The organism is Bacillus sp. FSL R5-0443 (genome assembly GCF_038608285.1).
Lineage (GTDB): Bacteria > Bacillota > Bacilli > Bacillales > Bacillaceae > Bacillus > Bacillus velezensis.
The window spans coordinates 2,726,322-2,742,392 of the sequence record NZ_CP152013.1; the positions used below are offsets into that span (position 1 = coordinate 2,726,322).

13 protein-coding genes and 3 pseudogenes are annotated in these 16,071 nt (G+C 46.0%); 3 read left to right on the top strand and 13 right to left on the bottom strand.

The window, feature by feature from the left end:
* Positions 1-128: 128 nt before the first annotated feature.
* From dnaK to gpr, 8 genes are all read right to left on the bottom strand, one after another.
* Entirely contained in the window at positions 129-1,967 is a 1,839-nt protein-coding gene (dnaK, locus tag NYE28_RS13535) for a molecular chaperone DnaK (RefSeq protein WP_007408273.1), read from the bottom strand.
* 24 nt (positions 1,968-1,991) lie between these two features.
* Positions 1,992-2,567, bottom strand: a complete 576-nt coding sequence (gene grpE, locus NYE28_RS13540) for a nucleotide exchange factor GrpE (protein WP_003152892.1) — start codon at positions 2,565-2,567, stop codon at positions 1,992-1,994.
* Between the two features lie 59 nt (positions 2,568-2,626).
* Positions 2,627-3,658 carry a heat-inducible transcriptional repressor HrcA gene (gene hrcA, locus NYE28_RS13545; RefSeq protein WP_003152889.1) on the bottom strand — a complete coding sequence of 344 codons (1,032 nt, stop codon included), beginning with the start codon at positions 3,656-3,658 and terminating at the stop codon, positions 2,627-2,629.
* An 80-nt stretch (positions 3,659-3,738) separates the two neighbouring features.
* Entirely contained in the window at positions 3,739-4,878 is a 1,140-nt protein-coding gene (gene hemW / locus NYE28_RS13550; protein ID WP_007408272.1) for a radical SAM family heme chaperone HemW, read from the bottom strand.
* 59 nt (positions 4,879-4,937) lie between these two features.
* Positions 4,938-6,773: a translation elongation factor 4 gene (gene lepA, locus NYE28_RS13555; RefSeq protein WP_015240241.1), complete on the bottom strand. Its 1,836-nt coding sequence runs from the start codon at positions 6,771-6,773 to the stop codon at positions 4,938-4,940.
* Between the two features lie 132 nt (positions 6,774-6,905).
* A complete protein-coding gene (locus NYE28_RS13560) occupies positions 6,906-7,244 on the bottom strand; it encodes a YqxA family protein (RefSeq protein WP_007408270.1) in 339 nt (112 codons plus the stop codon).
* A 16-nt stretch (positions 7,245-7,260) separates the two neighbouring features.
* Complete coding sequence (locus tag NYE28_RS13565) at positions 7,261-8,454, bottom strand: stage II sporulation protein P (protein ID WP_007612673.1); 1,194 nt, start codon at positions 8,452-8,454, stop codon at positions 7,261-7,263.
* A gap of 67 nt (positions 8,455-8,521) precedes the next feature.
* A complete protein-coding gene (gene gpr, locus NYE28_RS13570; protein ID WP_007408268.1) occupies positions 8,522-9,628 on the bottom strand; it encodes a GPR endopeptidase in 1,107 nt (368 codons plus the stop codon).
* Between the two features lie 202 nt (positions 9,629-9,830).
* Between gpr and rpsT the strand changes: the two genes are divergently transcribed.
* Positions 9,831-10,097, top strand: a complete 267-nt coding sequence (gene rpsT / locus NYE28_RS13575; protein ID WP_003152876.1) for a 30S ribosomal protein S20 — start codon at positions 9,831-9,833, stop codon at positions 10,095-10,097.
* Between the two features lie 16 nt (positions 10,098-10,113).
* Here the strand turns inward: rpsT and holA are convergent.
* Both holA and NYE28_RS13585 read right to left on the bottom strand, forming a co-directional pair.
* A pseudogene (gene holA, locus NYE28_RS13580) lies at positions 10,114-11,155 on the bottom strand (DNA polymerase III subunit delta).
* Positions 11,156-11,194: 39 nt separating this feature from the next.
* Positions 11,195-11,346: pseudogene (locus NYE28_RS13585) on the bottom strand (hypothetical protein).
* Between the two features lie 40 nt (positions 11,347-11,386).
* Here NYE28_RS13585 and NYE28_RS13590 point away from each other — a divergent pair.
* The gene (locus NYE28_RS13590; RefSeq protein ID WP_003152870.1) at positions 11,387-11,521 is read left to right on the top strand and encodes a YqzM family protein; all 135 of its coding nucleotides are present in this window, start codon (positions 11,387-11,389) and stop codon (positions 11,519-11,521) included.
* A gap of 18 nt (positions 11,522-11,539) precedes the next feature.
* Here NYE28_RS13590 and NYE28_RS13595 read toward each other — a convergent pair whose 3' ends face one another.
* The 3 genes and pseudogenes from NYE28_RS13595 to NYE28_RS13605 all read right to left on the bottom strand — a co-directional run bounded on the left by NYE28_RS13595 (position 11,540) and on the right by NYE28_RS13605 (position 15,143).
* Entirely contained in the window at positions 11,540-13,891 is a 2,352-nt protein-coding gene (locus tag NYE28_RS13595; RefSeq protein ID WP_342490096.1) for a DNA internalization-related competence protein ComEC/Rec2, read from the bottom strand.
* The gene (locus tag NYE28_RS13600; protein ID WP_094031848.1) at positions 13,892-14,461 is read right to left on the bottom strand and encodes a ComE operon protein 2; all 570 of its coding nucleotides are present in this window, start codon (positions 14,459-14,461) and stop codon (positions 13,892-13,894) included.
* A gap of 66 nt (positions 14,462-14,527) precedes the next feature.
* Positions 14,528-15,143 (bottom strand): annotated as a pseudogene (locus tag NYE28_RS13605) (helix-hairpin-helix domain-containing protein).
* A 58-nt stretch (positions 15,144-15,201) separates the two neighbouring features.
* On the opposite strand from NYE28_RS13605, the gene comER reads away from it, so the two are divergent.
* On the top strand, positions 15,202-16,023 hold the full coding sequence (gene comER / locus NYE28_RS13610; protein WP_012118027.1) for a late competence protein ComER: 822 nt from the start codon (positions 15,202-15,204) through the stop codon (positions 16,021-16,023).
* Positions 16,024-16,071 lie beyond the last annotated feature (48 nt).

A 16,071-nucleotide genomic window follows, 5' to 3' on the forward strand; every position in this document is an offset into this window, starting at 1 on the left:
TTTTTTCAATTCCTTTTATCCCGGGCAAGAAAAAAAGTCAAAGCCAAGAGATGCCTGACTTTGACTTTCTGTCTGTTGAATCAGAATATGCTGTGTGTTCTTCCGCCTATAGCCATGCGGGACAGAACTTATTTTTTCGTTTCGTCGTCTTTTACTTCTTCGTATTCCGCATCGACAACGTTGTCATCCGCTTTTTTGCCTTCAGCGTTTGCTCCGCCTTCAGCCTGCTGCGCTTTCGCCGCTTCTTCGTAAAGCTTCATAGAAAGCTCTTGAACGATTGTTTGAAGCTCATCTTTTTTCGCTTTGATGTCTTCAATTTCGTTTTTCTCGATAGCGGCTTTCAGCGCGTCTTTCGCGTCGTTTGCTTTTTTCACTTGCTCTTCGTCCACTTTGCCTTCCAGATCTTTTAATGTTTTTTCCGTTTGGAACACAAGCTGGTCAGCTTCGTTGCGGACTTCGATTTCTTCTTTTCTCTTCGCATCAGCGTCAGCGTTTTCTTCCGCTTCTTTTACCATGCGTTCGATCTCATCATCAGAAAGACCTGAAGAAGATTTGATTGTAATGTTTTGTTCTTTTCCTGTGCCTAAGTCTTTCGCTCTTACGTTTACGATACCGTTTTTGTCAATATCGAAAGAAACTTCGATTTGCGGTACGCCGCGCGGTGCAGGCGGGATATCAGTAAGCTGGAAGCGGCCGAGCGTTTTGTTGTCGGCAGACATCGGGCGCTCACCTTGAAGCACGTGAATGTCAACAGCCGTTTGATTGTCAGCTGCAGTTGAGAATACTTGAGACTTGCTCGTCGGAATTGTCGTGTTGCGGTCGATCAGTTTCGTGAACACGCCGCCCATTGTTTCAATACCGAGAGAAAGCGGTGTAACGTCAAGAAGAACAACGTCTTTTACGTCTCCCGTGATGACGCCGCCTTGAATCGCTGCACCCAGCGCTACAACTTCATCAGGGTTTACGCCTTTATGCGCTTCTTTACCCGTTTCTTTTTTGATTGCTTCCTGTACGGCAGGAATACGTGTTGATCCGCCGACAAGGATAACTTTGTCGATTTCGCTCGCAGAAAGATCCGCATCTTGAAGAGCCTGACGGACAGGAGCCATTGTGCGCTCAACAAGGTGAGCGGAAAGCTCTTCGAACTTAGCGCGGGTCAGTGTCAGCTCAAGGTGAAGAGGACCTGCTTCTCCCGCTGTGATAAATGGTAAAGAAATTTGTGTAGATGAAACGCCGGAAAGATCTTTTTTCGCTTTCTCAGCCGCATCTTTCAAACGCTGAAGCGCCATTTTGTCTTTTGAAAGATCAATGCCGTTTTCTTTTTTGAATTCTGCTACGAGATGATCGATGATGACTTGGTCAAAGTCGTCTCCGCCAAGACGGTTGTCACCGGCAGTTGAACGGACTTCAAACACGCCGTCGCCAAGTTCAAGAACAGATACGTCAAACGTACCGCCGCCAAGGTCGTAAACAAGAATTGTTTGGTCTTCGTCCGTTTTATCAAGTCCGTATGCAAGCGCTGCTGCAGTCGGCTCGTTGATAATACGCTCTACTTCAAGACCGGCGATTTTACCGGCATCTTTTGTCGCTTGGCGCTCTGCATCGTTGAAGTATGCAGGAACCGTGATAACGGCTTTTGAAACTGTTTCGCCGAGGTAGCTTTCAGCATATGCTTTCAGATGCTGAAGGATAATAGCTGACACTTCTTGAGGCGTGTAGTCTTTTCCTTCGATTTCCACTTTATAGTCAGTACCCATATGGCGTTTGACAGACATGATTGTGTTAGGGTTTGTGATGGATTGGCGTTTCGCCACTTCCCCTACTTGGCGCTCGCCGTTTTTAAATGCAACGACTGACGGAGTCGTACGGTTTCCTTCAGCGTTGGCGATAACTGTAGGCTCTCCGCCTTCAAGCACTGCCACACATGAGTTTGTCGTACCCAAGTCAATTCCGATTACTTTACTCACTTTGAATTACCTCCTGCTATGTAGTTATTGATTCACTTTTACCATTGAAGGACGAATGACGCGATCCTTCAGTTTGTAGCCTTTTTGCAGTTCTTCGATAACAATATTGCTGCCGAAGTTTTCATCTTCCACCTGCATGACGGCTTGGTGAAGGTTCGGATCAAATTCCTGACCGACAGCTTCGATGGCTTCAACGCCTTCTTTTTCAAGTGCGTCCATCAGCTGGCGGCGGACCATTTCCATACCTTGCAGCAAGCTTTTTGTCTGCTCGCTTTCAGCTTCTACCTGTAACGCCCGTTCAAAGTTGTCGAGAGCCGGAAGGATTTCCGTTACGACGTTTTGAGAACGATATTTCTGAGCAGCTTCCATTTCAAGGCGGCTGCGTCGTTTATAGTTTTCAAAGTCTGCTTGAACACGCAAAAGCTTGTTTTCTTTTTCATCAAGCAAACCCTGCAATTCATCAATTTGGTGCTGAAGGGCTTCTTCCTGACCTGCCGTTTCTTCATGCTGCTCTTGTGAAGCGGCTTGTTCTGCCTGTTCTGTCACTTCTTCTTGTTCTGCTGCTTCAACCTGTTCTGCGGTTTGTTTTTCTTCTGACATTGTGTTCACCTCCCTCAAATGCTGTAAAAAGATGACTGAAAATGATTGCCAAAATTCCCTTATTCATCATACAAACTTGTGAATGCTTTTGACAAGTCCGAAGTCACGTGCTGCAGCAGGCTGACGACTCTTGAATAATTCATACGCGTCGGCCCGATAATGGCGATTGATCCGATCTGCTTCGTATCAACTGTATAGGTGGCCGTGATTAAGCTGCAGTTTTCCATTTCTTCGTAGTCGTTTTCTTTCCCGATTTTGATTGAAATCCCGGCTTTTGATGACTGAAACAGCTTCAGAACATCCTGCTCTTTTTCAATTAAAGATAAGAGCGAGCGGACCCTTTCAATATCATGGAACTCCGGCTGATTCAGCATGTTGATCTTTCCGCCGAAAAACAATTTCTCAACGTGGGCCGCCGGATGGAATGTGGAGCGGAGCGATTCAAGTATGCTGTCATAGTTGGCGATATGCTGCCTTAAATATGTGACAACCTCTTTGAAAATGCGCTCATTCAGTTCGTCCATCGGCACGCCCGCCAATCGATCGTTTAGTATATTGACCAGTTTTTCAATATCGGCCAAATCCACTTTAGCCGGGAAATTGATGGTGCGGTTTTCGACATGCCCCGTGTTCGTGACGAGGATGGCGACCGCCTTATCCGGCTGGATCGGTACGATTTGAATCTGTTTAAGATAGTTCTCGCTCAGCGTCGGCCCGAGGACAATCGATGTGTAGTTTGTCAGGTCGGACAGGATTTGCGCTGATTTTTGGACTGTTTTTTCCAGCTCGAAGATTTTTTCTTTAAATATCGAGTGAATTAAATCCAGATCGGTTTTTGTCAGCTTGACGGGTGACAGCAAATGATCGACATAATACCTGTACCCTTTTTCCGACGGAATCCGTCCTGAGGATGAATGGGTTTTTTCAATAAAGCCCAATTCCTCCAAGTCAGCCATCTCGTTTCTGATCGTTGCAGAGCTGAATGTAATCTCGTCTTTTTTTGAAAGAGTTCTTGATCCTACAGGCTGCGCTGATTGTATAAAATCATTAATAATCACTTGCAGGATCAACAGCTGACGATTTGTTAACATCATCATCACCCCTGTTAGCACTCAAGGTCAGCGAGTGCTAATTCTATATCAAAAGTAACAAACCAAAAGAAAAATGTCAATTATAACTCACCCAAAAAAGCGCCAAAAACCTCATTTCCTAATAATTTGCCCTCATGCGTTAATGCAACCGATTCTTCCGTGTCACAGATTAGGCCTTTTTCGGTTAAATCTTTGAGAACATCGGGAAACAGTTCGTCGACCGAGCGTCCGAATTTATCGAGAAAAGCTTGCTTTTGTACGCCGGACATTTTTCTGAGACCGAGGAACATTTCTTCTTCAATCTGCTCCTCACGTGTCACCTCGTGCGTGTCACGGTAAGGCAGCCCCTTTTCTTCGATGAGCTGCATGTAATGTTTCACAGGCCCGGCGTTGACGGTGCGCGTGCCGCTGATATATCCGTGAGCGCCTGCGCCAAAACCGAAATACTCTTCATTGCTCCAATACGTCAGATTATGCTGCGACTCGTATCCGGGCTTTGCAAAGTTACTGATCTCGTATTGACGGATGCCCGCTTCACTCATCTGCCTCATGACTGTTTCATACATCTCGGCCTCTTGTTCTTGCGCGGGGAGATGCAGGCGGCCTTTTTGCATTAAATTATAAAACACCGTTTTCGGCTCTACGATCAGCGAGTAAACGGAATAGTGCTCCGCATCAAGAGACAAAGCCGTTTTGACGGAATTGTCAAGATCGGCCAGCGTCTGACCCGGCAGGCCGAACATTAAATCGAGACTGATGTTGTCGAAGCCGAGAGCCCTCGCACGTTCAAAGGAAGTGAATACGTCCTTTTGTTTATGCACTCTTCCGATTTTTTGTAAAAGCTCATCTTCAAAGGTTTGAACACCGAAGCTCAGCCGGTTGACACCGGCATTTTTCAGGATTTTTAATTTTTCCGGAGACAAATCATCCGGATTCGCTTCCGCGGCAAATTCTATGAGTCCGTCAGAAGGCTTCAGCACGCGGTGAATGGAATCCATCAATTTTTCCAGCTGGACGGGTGAGAGCGATGTCGGCGTGCCTCCCCCGATAAAAATCGTGCGGAGATCAGGGCGTCCCGTCCGTTCTATTGTATTTATCATTTCCTTTTCGAGTGAGTTTAAGTACTCATCGACAGGCTGGCTCTGAATAAAATATTTATTGAAATCGCAATAGTGGCAGATATGCTCACAAAACGGAATATGAATATAAGCTGATTTCATTTTGAAACACCTTCTTCTTTACAGAAAGAAGCCGCAGCGCGGGACTGCGGCGGCTTCCGTTATTTTTTCGGGCTGTCATCCATTTTAAGAACGGCCATAAACGCTTCCTGCGGCACTTCTACTGAGCCGACCTGCTTCATCCGGCGTTTTCCTTCTTTTTGTTTTTCAAGAAGCTTCCGTTTCCGCGAGATGTCTCCTCCGTAACATTTTGCAAGGACGTTTTTCCGCATGGCCTTAATGGTTGAGCGGGCCACGATTTTCTGTCCGATCGCCGCTTGAATCGGTACTTCAAAGTGCTGGCGCGGAATAAGCTCTTTCAGTTTTTCCACAATTACTTTTCCGCGTTCGTACGCGTAATCGCGATGCACGATAAATGAAAGGGCGTCGATTTTTTCTCCGTTCAGCATAATGTCCATCTTGACAAGTTTAGACGGTTTGTAGCCGATCAGTTCGTAATCAAAGGACGCGTAGCCTTTTGTGCTTGATTTCAGCTGATCAAAAAACTCATAGACGATTTCCGCTAATGGCATGTCATAGACAATGCTGACACGATTTGCGTCTAAATATTGCATGTCGATAAAATTGCCGCGTTTTCCTTGGCAAAGCTCCATCACCGCACCGACATAATCGTTCGGAACCATCATTGTCGCTTTTACATACGGCTCCTCGATTCTTTCGATCTTTTGTGGGTCAGGCATGTTGGACGGGTTGTCGACAACAACCTTTTCGCCGTCTGTCATATACACATCATAGATAACACTCGGTGCCGTTGTGATCAGGTCGATTTTAAACTCACGCTCAATCCGCTCCTGAATGATTTCCATGTGAAGCATACCTAAAAATCCGCAACGGAAACCGAAGCCGAGGGCTTGTGACGTCTCCGCCTCGTATTGAAGAGATGAATCGTTCAATTCAAGTTTTTCCAGAGCCTCGCGCAAATCATTATATTTGGCTGTGTCAATCGGATAAAGTCCGCAGTATACCATCGGATTGAGTTTGCGGTAGCCCGGAAGCGCTTCTGCCGCAGGCTTAACCGCGCTCGTGATCGTATCACCGACACGGGTGTCGCCGACGTTTTTGATTGCGGCTGTCAAATAGCCTACGTCACCGACTGTCAATTCGTCAGCCGGCTGCGCTTTCGGCGTGAAGACGCCGACTTCGATGACTTCAAACTCTTTTCCGGTTGCCATCATTTTAATTTTCTGGCCCGGTTTGACCGTTCCTTCTACGACTCTGATATACGCGACGACTCCGCGGTACGCGTCATAAAGCGAGTCAAAGATGAGCGCTTTCAGCGGAGCTTCCGGGTCTCCCGCGGGGGCCGGCACTTTTTCTACGATCTGTTCTAAAATGTCTTCGATGCCGATGCCCGCTTTCGCTGAAGCGAGGACGGCGTCTGAAGCGTCAAGGCCGATAACGTCCTCAACCTCTTGACGCACACGTTCTGGCTCTGCGCTCGGGAGATCGATTTTATTAATGACAGGAAGAATCTCAAGATCATTATCAAGCGCCAGATAGACGTTCGCCAATGTCTGCGCTTCTATTCCCTGAGCCGCATCAACAACGAGAATCGCGCCTTCACAGGCAGCCAGGCTTCGCGAAACTTCATATGTAAAGTCGACGTGTCCGGGCGTGTCGATGAGATGAAATATATATTCTTCTCCGTCTTTAGCTTTGTATTTCAGCTGAACGGAATTTAATTTGATGGTAATTCCCCGTTCGCGTTCAAGGTCCATTGAATCAAGCAATTGTTCTTTCATTTCCCGCTGGGTGATCGCCGATGTTTTTTCTAAAATCCGATCCGCCAAGGTCGATTTGCCGTGGTCTATGTGGGCGATGATGGAGAAATTCCGGATTCTTGACTGCCTCTCTAAACGCTTTTCTTTATCTGTCACAATCTATCACTCCTACTATTAAACGCAAAATACACTAGCTTAGATTATATCAATAGGATTGTAAACATTCAATTAAAACAAGAAAGAGAAAAGCTTCCTTTAAGGAATCATCCGCTTTTCTCTTCATCAATGCTAACGGTTCAGTTTCGAAACCCACTCATACATCGCCTGCGCCGAGTCCGTCACGGTATTTGAAAGGGTTTCTCCGGCTTTTGAAAACAGGTTGAAGGTTTCCGCCTGTTCCAGCTGTTTTTGTTTTTCTTCCAGATCTTTCGCCGTAACGGTTTGCCCCAAAATGGAAGCTTCTTTTTCCTGTCCTTCTCCGCCGCCGAGCGTGAATGCTCCTTTTAAGGAGGGATCTTTGTATCCTTTCATATCAAGCATTCCGCTGTTTGCCTGCTGCATGCCGAACAAAACGCCGAAAAACATGACAATGGCGATCAGCAGGCATTTGCCGGTAAAACGGATCATTCGAATCACCTGATTTCTATTGTTTTTTCTTCTCTCCTGATTGCGAGCTGACCTTTTCTGCATCCCAGTACAGTTCGCTGAACACATCGGCCACGGCATCTGATGCGCGCCTCAGTTCTTCAAGATTGTTATCCACGCCCCCGAATTCCAGCAGAAGCGACCGGTCGTTTAAATCTTGGTTGTATACTCCATTATCTCCCGGAGAGCCTTTTGATAAAACACCGACGCTTAAGCCGGGGTATTTTTTCTCCATGAGCTTATGAAGTTCACTTGCGAGTTTATAGTTTTCTTCAAAATTAGCGCTTTTTTTGCCGACGACGATGGCGACTCTGGCATAGCTTTTTCCTTTGATGTCGGCTGTCGTATTTTTCTTGCGGCGGGAATCCCGGTGAATGTCTATGGTATATTGCAGGTTTTTATTTTTGGCGAGCGCGCTTTTTACGACCGGCCTTGATTCGTCGTAGCTTCGCGCATAATTTAAGCCGTCTTTGTTCAGGCGGGCCTGAATGTCGGTTTTATCTACGGTCGCTCCTACACCTTGCGCTTCAAGCGCTTTTCCGAACATATCTCCGACAAGCGTGACATTGGCCTTCGAATGGCGGGCGTTATCCGGATTTGTTTCCCCCTTTAACAGAGGAAGATAGGATTCGGTATTATGAGTGTGGTAAATAAAAACGACTTTTTTGCTGCCTGTTGAATGTTTCGGCGGCGCCGTTTCTTCTTTTTTCGTTTTGTTTTCGATTTCTGCCAGGTTCACTTCTTTTTCTTTTTCCATCACCTTTGACGGCGGCGGAGATTCAGCCGGCATATTCGTATAATCCGTCCCCTGCCCCGCCAAAAGGATCTCCGTATCGTATTGGGCAAATCCCGGCAGCTCACGTCCCAAGAAACTCCGCGGGTCTTCCATATTAATGCTTGTCGCCAGTTTTAAGGAAAGCCTGGACAGCTGAAAAGAGTCTTTTTCAGGAAGCTCTGAGGCGAAATAATGATTTTCCATGCCGAGGAGGTGTGCAAACGCGTCACCCGGAAGTTCTCCGGCAATTCCGTGAAGAGAATCCGAAGAAAGCCTCAGTTCAGGGCGAAGCGATGTGAGCACACCCGATAATACGAAAATTACGATAAGGCTTGTCATAAACAAAAACATGCCCTTGAGCGCATTTCCACCGTTTACTGCAACGACAATTTGACGGTTTCTGCGTTTTTTTCTCATGATTTGAATCCCTCCAGCGCTTGTCTAGTAATTACTCTATGAACAAGCTAGAGGAGGTAGAACCATTTTAATGATTATAAGAACCTTTGTTATCTTGTGACACTTTTTCATGAAGGGCGGTGTTTAACCCGTTTGCAAGCACGTTCGCCATATCATCAATAAAGGTGTCAATCTCCTTCGGCGTGACCATCAGATTATGGCCGAGCGGAGAAAGCACTTCGTGAATCAGCTGGCGTTTTTCGTTTTCGTCCAGCGTGCCGACAATACCGAGAAAGGATTGGCGTTCTTTTTCTCCGGGAAGGTCTTCGTCTGTCAGCACCTTCTTTTTGCCGAAGTTCATTCCGGCGGGCACCAGAGATCTTGACGGGCTGTCATCTTTCATCTCTCTTCCGAAATGTTTTAATATATAATCCACCGTATCGCTTGCGATCGTAACCGCATCAACGACAGTCGGTACCCCGATTGCGATGACGGGAATGCCGAGCGTTTCCTTGCTTAATTCTTTTCTCTTATTGCCGACGCCTGATCCCGGGTGAATGCCCGTATCAGAAAATTGGATGGTCGTGTTCACCCTTTCAACGGCTCTGGCCGCAAGAGCGTCTACCGCGATCACAAAATCCGGCTTTGATTCTTTGATCACACCTTGAATAATATCGCTCGTTTCAATTCCCGTTAATCCCATCACACCGGGAGCAAGCGCGCTGACCGGCCTGTACCCTTCCTGCACGTTTTCCGGCTGAAGCCTGAACAGATGCCTTGTCACAAGAAGGTTTTCGGTCACGAGAGGGCCGAGCGCATCCGGCGTCACATTCCAGTTGCCCAGACCGACGATCAAACAGCTTGCATCCTTTGGAATCTTTAATGCCGACAGATAGGCGGAAAATTCCTCGGCAAACACTTCCGTTACTTTTTCCTGCATGTCAGAGTCGTGTTCCCGAACCCCTTGAGCCTCGATCGTGACATAGCGTCCCTGCTTTTTCCCCGATAGCTCGGCGCCTTCTTTGGTAATATCGACGGTTCTGACTTTAATGCCGCCCTTGTCGCGTTCTTTTTCAATAAACCCGTTTATTTCTTTTTTCTGACCGGCTTGTCCGTCTTTTACCGCCTGTTTCGTTTCTACCGCTAAATCCGTCCGTATCAGAAATTGATTGACATCCAGTTCGTTGTTTTTCACAGGGAAGACCTCCTTCAATCATAGTGGTACATAGTGTGGCCATTTACAAAACGAATCATGCGAATTTACCCATCAACGAAAAATACTTTACATTTATATTGCAATCTAAAGTTCTGTTTGATAGAATACAATTTGTTCTATTGTGAAGAAGATTTAACCTTAAGACACTGTGCTACAGGTTGTATCTTAGGAGGTGAAACACATGCCAAACATTAAATCAGCGATTAAACGTACAAAAACAAACAACGAACGCCGCGCTCATAACGCGACAATCAAATCTGCTATGCGTACTGCAATCAAACAAGTTGAAGCTTCTGTTGCTAACAACGAAGCGGATAAAGCGAAAACTGCTCTTTCTGAAGCAGCGAAACGCATTGATAAAGCAGTGAAAACAGGTCTTGTACACAAAAATGCCGCAGCTCGATACAAATCTAGACTTGCGAAACAAGTGAACGGACTTTCTGCATAATACAAAAACGATCCCTTTAACGGGGATCGTTTTTTTCATTCAGTCCGGAGAAGCTCAAGGAGAAAGAGCTCCAGCAAGAGCTGCTTGTCCTTTTTCCCCGTTTTCATTTCATAATCCATCACTGCGAGTCTTTCTATAATACGCCGCAGCTCTTCTTCAGAAAAAAGCCTCGCCTGATCCATCGCCAGTTTTACCCGGAAGGGGTGCACCTTTAAGTTGGAAGCGATTTGCTTTTGGCCGTATCCTTGTCCCGCAAAATACTTTGTCTGCATAATCAGACGGAATTGGTTGGCGATCAGCGCCATAATTTTGATCGGTTCTTCGTTTTGTTTTAAAAGATCATAAAATATTTGAAGACTTTCCGTCCGTTTTCGGTTCACGATTTTGTTGATCAGCTCAAAAATATTCTGCTCCAAACTTCTTGCGACGAGCTCACGGACATCTTCAAGTGTGATCTCATGTCTGTCACCGGTGTAGGCGGAGAGTTTTTGTATTTCCTGATATATGGAAGACAGATGGCCGTTTGCAAGCAGAACCAAATGCTCGGCAGCTTCTGTATCGATCATTTTATTTTCGGATTTCGCCAGATTAATCGTAAAATCCGTCGTCTCCTTTGCATTCAGCTCCTTAGCTTCAATCATAAGGGCTTTTTGCTTCAGCGCTTTCGTCAGCTTTTTCCGTTCGTCCAGCTTCTCATACGGAGCCACAATCACAAAGACCGTATAAGGTGCAGGCTCCTTCAGATAAGTCTCCAGAGCGGCTGTATTATGCTCTATTTTTTCTTTCTTTTTTTCCCCTGTTAAAAAAGACGGATTTTTTACGATGACCAGCCGCTTCTCTCCCATAAACGGAAACGTTTCCGCATCGGTTACGGCCTGGTCAAGCGGATCCTCTTCAAGATCAAAAACAGACAGGTTAAAATCCTTTGTCTCCTCATCAACGACAGCTTGTCTGATCCGGCTGACAGTCTCTTGGAGCAGATACGTTTCTTTTCCGTATAAGCAATAAACGGAGCGGACATCCCCTTTTTTCAGGGCTTTCCAAACATCAAATACCATGATCGTATGACTTCCTCTCTTTCTTGATCCCCTTCTATCCTAAATTGAGTTCGGCAAATAGTAAAGAGGAAGCTTTAAGGACAGCTTCCTCATTTATAATAAACGCCTGATTCACAAGCTCCCGGGTCTGCTTGTAAAAAGGCGATAATCACAAGAACAGAAAACGTTACCATCACTTCTAGATTTTTCAAAACAATTCCAGTATACTTAGGGAAGTCAGGAGGGATGAAATTGAATGATTTTGAAAAAAACGTTCAAAGCAAACGAAATGATGCTGTTGACTCAGCTGTCGGTTTTGTCGTGTCCTTCGGATTTTTCGCCTTTTTGTTCGTGATGGCAACAGCCATCCATCTTATCGGCTCTTAGCCGCATTCCGGGCTGCTGTCAATCGGCAGTCTTTTTTACTTCTTGCGCCCTGGTTTCTTCTATATCATATGGAGGGAAGACGGAAAACGTTCCGGCGCCTTTTTTAAATCTGTATTGAATCGTTCCGCTGATATCGGTGCGAAGCACATTTACAGAGTACGCCTTCAAACGATCCAGCACTTCTTCATGCGGATGATGGTATCGATTCTCTTTTCCTGCTGAAATCAGCGCTGCTTCCGGCTGAAGCTGCTTCAAAAAGGCTTCACTCGTTGAGCTTTTGCTGCCGTGATGACCCGCCTTCAATATATCAGCCTTCAGATTCGGATACGTTTTCAGCACTTCCGTTTCGCCGTCCGATTCTAAATCTCCCGTCAAAAGCCAGCTCACTCCGCCTAAAACCGTCCAAAGCACCAGTGACGAATCATTTTTACTCTTTCCGTCAGACGACTCCGGAGACAGCACCTGAAACTGAAGATCACCGGCTGTAATGGTGTCGCCCCGCTTTGCTTCGGCAACGGGAATGTTGTTTTCTTTCGCCATATTTAATATGTTCTGATCTTTCGGTTCTTTTACGAATCCTACGGGGACAATTAACCGTTTGACTCTATGATTTTTGATTAACACTCCGGCTTCCCCGATGTGATCTTGATCCGCATGGGTTAAAATCAGTGCATCCAGCTTTTTCACCCCTTTTCCGTTTAAAAATGGAATCAAAACCTTCTCGCCGATAGAATACGGGTGGCGTTTTTCTTTCCATGATTCTCCGGGATAAGCAATCACTCCCCCTGTATCAACCATTACGGTCCCTTTGCGGTGCGGCGCGCTTATAAACAGTGAGTCTCCCTGCCCGATATCAAGCATATCCGCTTCTCCCCATGGACTGAAATACGGACGGCATATTAAATAAGCCAAAACCGCGCAGAAAAAAAGAGCCGATTTCCTGAGTTTTAAAAAACCTCCCTTTTCCAAAGCCGCAAAAAGCGTAAAAACGGAAACCGCAAGCAGAAGAAGGGAAAGAAAGTCAGGCTTTGACACAATCATAGTAAATAAATCAACGGATGCCGCATATGTAATGAAATCATGCACAGGCTTCATCACAAGGTCAAACATACCAAACAAACATTCTCCCATCTGCCTTGAGAGTAAAAGAAGAAGGAAACCGATGACAGAAACCGGAATGACAAATAACGTATAAAAAGGCACCATCACCATATTCATCGGAAAACTGACAAGTGAAATCTGCTGAAAATGATAGAGAAGAAACGGAAGTGAGCTGAGCTCTGCAATCAATGAAGCCATCGCAAGCCCGGCAAGTTTGCTTTCCCCTGCTTTCTTTAAAATGGAGGATGACAGAATTAAAGAGGCGCTTACCGCAAAGGAAAGCTGGAAGCCCGCCTGCCAAAGGAAGTAAGGATTAAACAGCAGGAGCAGCAGATAAGACAGGGACAATGCAGCAGAGGAATGAATGCCGCGTTTAACAAGAGTTCCGGCGATATAAAATCCCAGCATGAGGGATGCGCGCAATACGGATGGGGCGGCACCGCTCAGCAGTGTATACACCGGCAAAAACAGCAGCAGCAAAATTCCTGCTTTTTCTCTTGTCAGCCCGATTCTGATCAGAGCATAAAATAATCCCGCCGTAATAAGACCGACATGCATTCCGGAAATCGCCATTAAATGAACGACTCCCAAATTTTGATATACACTCAGTATATCGTCCTCTATAGAAAATCTTTCACCTAAGGTCAGCGCTTCAACAATTCCGGCGGAAGATTCAGGCACGTGATTCCGAATGATCGAAATCAAATTTTTTCTGATGTTCAGCAGTTTAAACAGCGGCTGTTTGGATTTTTCACACTGCTGAATGGAAGTCACGGAAAATAACCAGTGAATCTGCTGAGAGTAAAGATATTCCTTATAATCAAAACCTCCGGGAACCGTCGCATGTGCAGGCTGTTCCAGAGAGCCTGTAAACGTGCAGCGCATCCCCGGTTCAAGCTGTTCAATGAGTCTCTTTTCCTCAAGAGACCGGATTTTGTACGAAGCCGCCCATTTTTCCTTGTCATGTGTACGGATAACGGCTGACATTTTCGCTCCGTCAACCTTCGGAATATTAGTGATGACGGCCTGTTCAGTATAACTGCCGGCCTGATACCGCGTTACATTCGCAACGTCACAAACCGTATAAAGAAAGAAATAAAGACAAAAAGAAACGAGGCAGACGATAACCGGAGCATGCTGCTTTGTTTTTACAATGATAAAGAGAAGATACAGAAGAAAAAGGAGCAGAACCAAGAAGACATGAGCGGCGGCAATTCCCGCAGTTGCAGAAACCGCCGCCAGAGGCAGAAGAAGGTATTTATATTTCATTTATACGTAACTGGTAAACAGCTCATTGGCCTGTTTATGAATTTTTTTCAGTTCATCTGCCTTAACCCCCGCATCAGATAATTGCTGAATCAGACCTGCTACAAAAGACAATTTTTCGCGGTTTTTCAGATCGATGATCATTTCATCAAGTTCGACCTGCTCCACCTTGACTCCGGCTTGGCTGAACAGCTCTTTTGCATAAGGCTGTGTTTTGTAATCTTCCGCATAATAAACCGTTTTGATGCCTGCCTGGATAATTGATTTGCAGCATTGAATACAAGGATAATGCGTCACATAAATTTCGGCGCCCTCCGTCGGAACACCGAACTTAGAACATTGCAGAATCGCATTCATCTCTGCATGTATGGTCCGCTGGCAATGATTATCTATTAAAAGGCATCCTTCATCAGCGCAATGGACGCCGCCGGCGATTGAGCCGTTGTATCCGCCGGCAATCATCCGCTTGTCTCTGACTACGGTTGCCCCGACTGACAGTCTCGGGCATGTGCTTCTCAGCGCCAGCAAATGGCTTTGCGCCATAAAATATTGATTCCATGAGATTCGTTCCACAAGTGTTCCCTCCAAAAAGTCTTGTTGCTTTTCTAAGTTTACATAGATTTAAGCAAAACCGTCAATTCACTTTACCGTAATGGAAGTTTTTATCCGCTCAAATGACTTTTCTCCAAAGCCTGATACATTCATCAAATCTTCAGCAGTCTGAAACCGTCCGTTTTCTTCTCGGTAGGCGATAATCGCTTCCGCTTTTTTCTGCCCCACCCCGGAAAATGACCTGAAGTTCGTCCAGAGATGCCGTATTGATATTGACAGCTGCATTCTCCTTTTCACCCGCTGCTGTTTTCGGGCGATTCTCCTCTTCGCCTTCACTCGGAATATAAACAATCGTCCCGTCCTGCAGCTGCTCTGCTAAATTAACATTCAATTCATCCGCCTTTTTCTTCAGGCCGCCGGCTTTTTCAATGGCTTGCGTCACCCTGTCTCCCGCTTTCATTTCATACACGCCGGGATTTCGGACCGCGCCTTTCACATCAATCATAATCTTATCGGCTGCGGTGTCTTTTTTGTCCGCGACGGATGCTGAGGCTGTTTGGCCGAGCACAGACTGCTGTTTGACCGGCTCTTCCTTTTCAGAACGAAACAGCCAAATGCAGATAAAAACCGCCCCTGCCGCAAGACAAGCGCCCAGAATTTTCAGGTTCCGCCGCAGCCGCTCCGTCATCATCGCTTTCGTCATATTGCATTGCCTCCCCGCATAAGGTTTAGAGGATTAAGGGAAAAAGGAGGGGAATTCATTGAAAATAGGCTTTATCGGCACCGGAAACATGGGAACGATCCTGATTGAATCGTTTATCGAATCAAACGCTGCCGATCCCTCACATATCACCATCACAAACAGAACAATCGAAAAAGCATTAAAACTAAAAGAACGTTTCAGCGGCATCCATGTCACCGAGGATCAGGAAAAGCTCGTACAGGAAAATGAAATAATATTCATTTGTGTAAAACCGCTGGATATATATCCTTTGCTGAAAAAACTCACACCGCATTTACGGAAAGATCACATTTTAATCTCCATTACCAGCCCCGTTCAGACGGATCAGATTGAACATACGGTTCCGTGTCAGACGGCCCGCGTCATTCCGAGCATTACGAACCGCGCCTTGGCCGGCGTCTCGCTTGTTACGTTCGGCAAAAGCTGCAGCGAGTCTGCAAAAGCGGATATTCAAACGCTGTTCACTCATATTTCAAAACCTGTGGAAATCAGCAGTGGCATTACAAGAGCGGCGTCAGACATTGTCAGCTGCGGGCCCGCTTTTATGAGTTATCTCGTTCAGCGCTTTATTGACGCGGCAGTGGAAGAAACGGACATCACCAAAGAAGAAGCCGTGATTATGTCGACGGAAATGCTTGTAGGTCTCGGCAAGCTTCTGGAAACAGGGCATTACACACTTCCCGCCTTGCAGGAAAAAGTATGCGTAAAAGGCGGCGTAACCGGAGAAGGACTGAAGGCTCTCGAAAGCGGTGTTCAGGATATGTTCAACCGTGTCTTTCAGCGTACACATGACAAATACGATGAAGATATATCGTTAGTGAAGAAGCAATTTCACGTGTAACTGAGTATGCCATAAAGTGCTTTATCGCGCCAATCGCAAAAAATGCAT

Excerpts from the sequence above, each read along its gene's own strand:
- hemW (WP_007408272.1), bottom strand. The coding sequence starts at position 4,878 with ATGAAATCAGCTTATATTCATATTCCGTTTTGTGAGCATATCTGCCAC.
- hrcA (WP_003152889.1), bottom strand. The coding sequence starts at position 3,658 with ATGTTAACAAATCGTCAGCTGTTGATCCTGCAAGTGATTATTAATGAT.
- NYE28_RS13595 (WP_342490096.1), bottom strand. The coding sequence starts at position 13,891 with ATGAAATATAAATACCTTCTTCTGCCTCTGGCGGCGGTTTCTGCAACT.
- NYE28_RS13565 (WP_007612673.1), bottom strand. The coding sequence starts at position 8,454 with ATGAGAAAAAAACGCAGAAACCGTCAAATTGTCGTTGCAGTAAACGGT.
- NYE28_RS13560 (WP_007408270.1), bottom strand. The coding sequence starts at position 7,244 with ATGATCCGTTTTACCGGCAAATGCCTGCTGATCGCCATTGTCATGTTT.
- rpsT (WP_003152876.1), top strand. The coding sequence starts at position 9,831 with ATGCCAAACATTAAATCAGCGATTAAACGTACAAAAACAAACAACGAA.
- grpE (WP_003152892.1), bottom strand. The coding sequence starts at position 2,567 with ATGTCAGAAGAAAAACAAACCGCAGAACAGGTTGAAGCAGCAGAACAA.